The organism is Herbaspirillum sp. B65 (genome assembly GCF_000333555.1).
In the GTDB taxonomy this organism is placed as follows: domain Bacteria; phylum Pseudomonadota; class Gammaproteobacteria; order Burkholderiales; family Burkholderiaceae_D; genus Herbaspirillum; species Herbaspirillum rubrisubalbicans.
In genome coordinates this window covers 1-2,435 of sequence record NZ_BADI01000883.1, presented here as the reverse complement: position 1 = coordinate 2,435, position 2,435 = coordinate 1, and the positions used below count along the sequence as shown (strand labels likewise).

Sequence of the window (2,435 nt, the reverse complement as noted above, 5' to 3'; positions counted from 1 at the left end):
GGATCATCGCCACCATCCGCTGGTCAGCCTGCCGGACGCCGACCTGGTGCAGCGCGCCTTGCAGAAGTGCGAGCTGGTGGTGTCCTCGGATGTGATCGCCCAGACCGATACCAATGCCTACGCCCACGTCTTGCTGCCAGCACTGGCCTGGGGCGAGAAGGATGGCACGGTCACCAATTCCGAACGGCGTATCTCGCGCCAGCGCGCCTTCCTCAGCGCCCCCGGCCAAGCGCGCGGCGACTGGCGCATCCTCTGCGAGGTAGCACAGCGCATGGGCTTTACCGGCTTCGACTTCGACGGCCCCCATGCGATCTTCGACGAACATGCGCGCCTGTCGGCCTATCGCAATGGCCAGGCCGATGCCGGCCAGGTGCGCCGGGTCTTCAACCTGGCCGGCCTGACCGGCCTGGACCGGGCCGGCTACGATGCGCTGGCGCCGATCCAGTGGCCGGTGCAGCGCTTGTCCGATGGCAGCATCAACGGCACCGCACGGGTACTGCAAGACCTGCGCTTCAGCCACCCCGATGGCCGCGCCCGCTTCATCCCGACCACGCCGCGCAGCCCCGGCCATGCCCCGTGCGAAGACTACCCGCTGATCCTCAACACCGGCCGCGTGCGCGACCACTGGCACACCATGACGCGCACCGGCAAGTCGGCCACCCTGGCCAGCCACATCCCCGAATCCTTCATCGACATCCACCCGCAGGACGCCCTGCTCTACGGCGTGCGCGAAGGCGGCCTGGCGCGCATCAGCAGCCGCTGGGGAGCGATGGTGGCGCGCGTCCAGCATGGTGGCGGCATCCCGCGCGGCGCACTATTCGTGCCGATTCACTGGAATGGACAATCGGCCTCGGACGCCCGCGTGGGGGCGGTGGTCAATCCGGTGGTCGACCCGGTCTCGGGCGAACCCGAGTTCAAGCACACCCCGGTGGCCATCGAAGAATTCCGCGTGGGCTGGCATGGCTTCATCCTCACTCGTCATGCGCTGGCGCTGGACGACATCACGCACTGGACGCGGGTGCAGGGACGCGACTTCGTGCGTTATGAACTGGCCGGACGCAATCAGATCAACGACCACACCGCCTGGGCGCGGGCCTTGCTGGGCGTGCAGGATGCCGATGCCGACTGGCTGGAATATGAAGACTTGAGCGATGGCAGCTATCGCGCCGTACACGTGGTGGAAGACCGCATCGACATGTGCCTCTTCATGTCCGCCCGCCCCGACCTGCCCTCGCGCTCCTGGCTGGCGGGCTTGTTCGCCAAGGACAAGCTGGAGGATGCCGACCGCGTCGGCCTGCTGGTAGGCCAGCCCATCGAAAAAGGCGCCGACACCGGCCCGACGGTCTGCTCCTGCTTTGGCGTGGGCCGCAACACCATCTGCCGAGCCATCAAGGAGCAAGGCTTGCAGGAAGTGAGCCAGGTCACGGCTTGCCTGAAGGCGGGCGGCAATTGTGGCTCGTGCGTGCCGGAAATCAAGAAACTGCTGGTCGAGATCAAGGTATTGGCAGCGGCCGAAGAGCGGGAGGATGTGCAGGCTTGATGAAGCGAAAAGGAGCAAAAGAAAGCAAATTACGGTTGCAGTTGACCGTTTGCAATCAATGCTGCTATTATCTCGCTTCTCGGAGTGTAGCGCAGCCCGGTAGCGCACCTGGTTTGGGACCAGGGGGTCCAAGGTTCGAATCCTTGTACTCCGACCACTCATGAAAAACGGGCTGTCGTGGACAGCCCGTTTTCTTTTTCTGGATCGTTGGCGGTAGCGCATCAGCGCAGCATCACACCGCCAGCCACGCCGAACTGCCCTTAGCTCAACTGGATAGAGCAATGGCCTTCTAAGCCATAGGTCGGGGGTTCGAGTCCCTCAGGGCAGGCCAAATTTCCTCGTACTTTCCCTTGCAGATCAGGGACGGAGTGAGCTATCGCGCAGTACGCGTTTGCCGCGACAACACCCACATTCACACGTCCACTGCACACGAACTGTACCGCGTTAGCATCAGGCCGCCGCAGTAATCGCTGGCGCGGTTCTTGAGGATGGGCTACGCACTCTGATTCAGCGCCTGAAATTACCACTCGTAGATAAGCCGAAACTTGGCCAGATGAACAGCGATTTGGCAAAAGCCGGGGTCTATAACAAGCTCACTCAAAAGCAAATCACAGCTCTAGCAGACCTTCGCAACAAGGCAGCTCACAGCCAATGGGAGGAGTTCACCAAGGGTGACGTCGATGAGATGCTACGCAGTATCCGAAGAATCATGACAGAATACCGCGCCTAACCGGCTCCCGTCATCGCTTGCGTCCTTTTCTCATGAAGTCGCGCACCGCGGCGAGAATAAACAGCAACACGGCTACATCGAACCAATCCGAAACTGCCCAAGTCGGGCGATCAAGAACCGAATGCCCTGGTTCATGCGGATCGTAATATACCCTCACTCGTTTTC

At 62.1% G+C, this 2,435-nt stretch carries 2 protein-coding genes and 2 tRNA genes; all 4 read left to right on the top strand.

Features of this window, described 5'->3' with window-relative positions; all coding sequences use genetic code 11:
• Nucleotides 1-1,540, top strand: a 1,540-nt coding sequence (locus tag I5W_RS20995; protein WP_044530692.1) for a nitrate reductase, incomplete at its 5' end; no start/stop codon positions are given.
• Nucleotides 1,541-1,620: 80 nt separating this feature from the next.
• Nucleotides 1,621-1,697, top strand: a tRNA-Pro gene (locus I5W_RS20990).
• Nucleotides 1,698-1,794: 97 nt separating this feature from the next.
• Nucleotides 1,795-1,871: transfer RNA gene (locus I5W_RS20985), tRNA-Arg, on the top strand.
• Between the two features lie 222 nt (nucleotides 1,872-2,093).
• Nucleotides 2,094-2,270 carry a hypothetical protein gene (locus I5W_RS32580; protein ID WP_199901781.1) on the top strand — a complete coding sequence of 59 codons (177 nt, stop codon included), beginning with the start codon at nucleotides 2,094-2,096 and terminating at the stop codon, nucleotides 2,268-2,270.
• Nucleotides 2,271-2,435 lie beyond the last annotated feature (165 nt).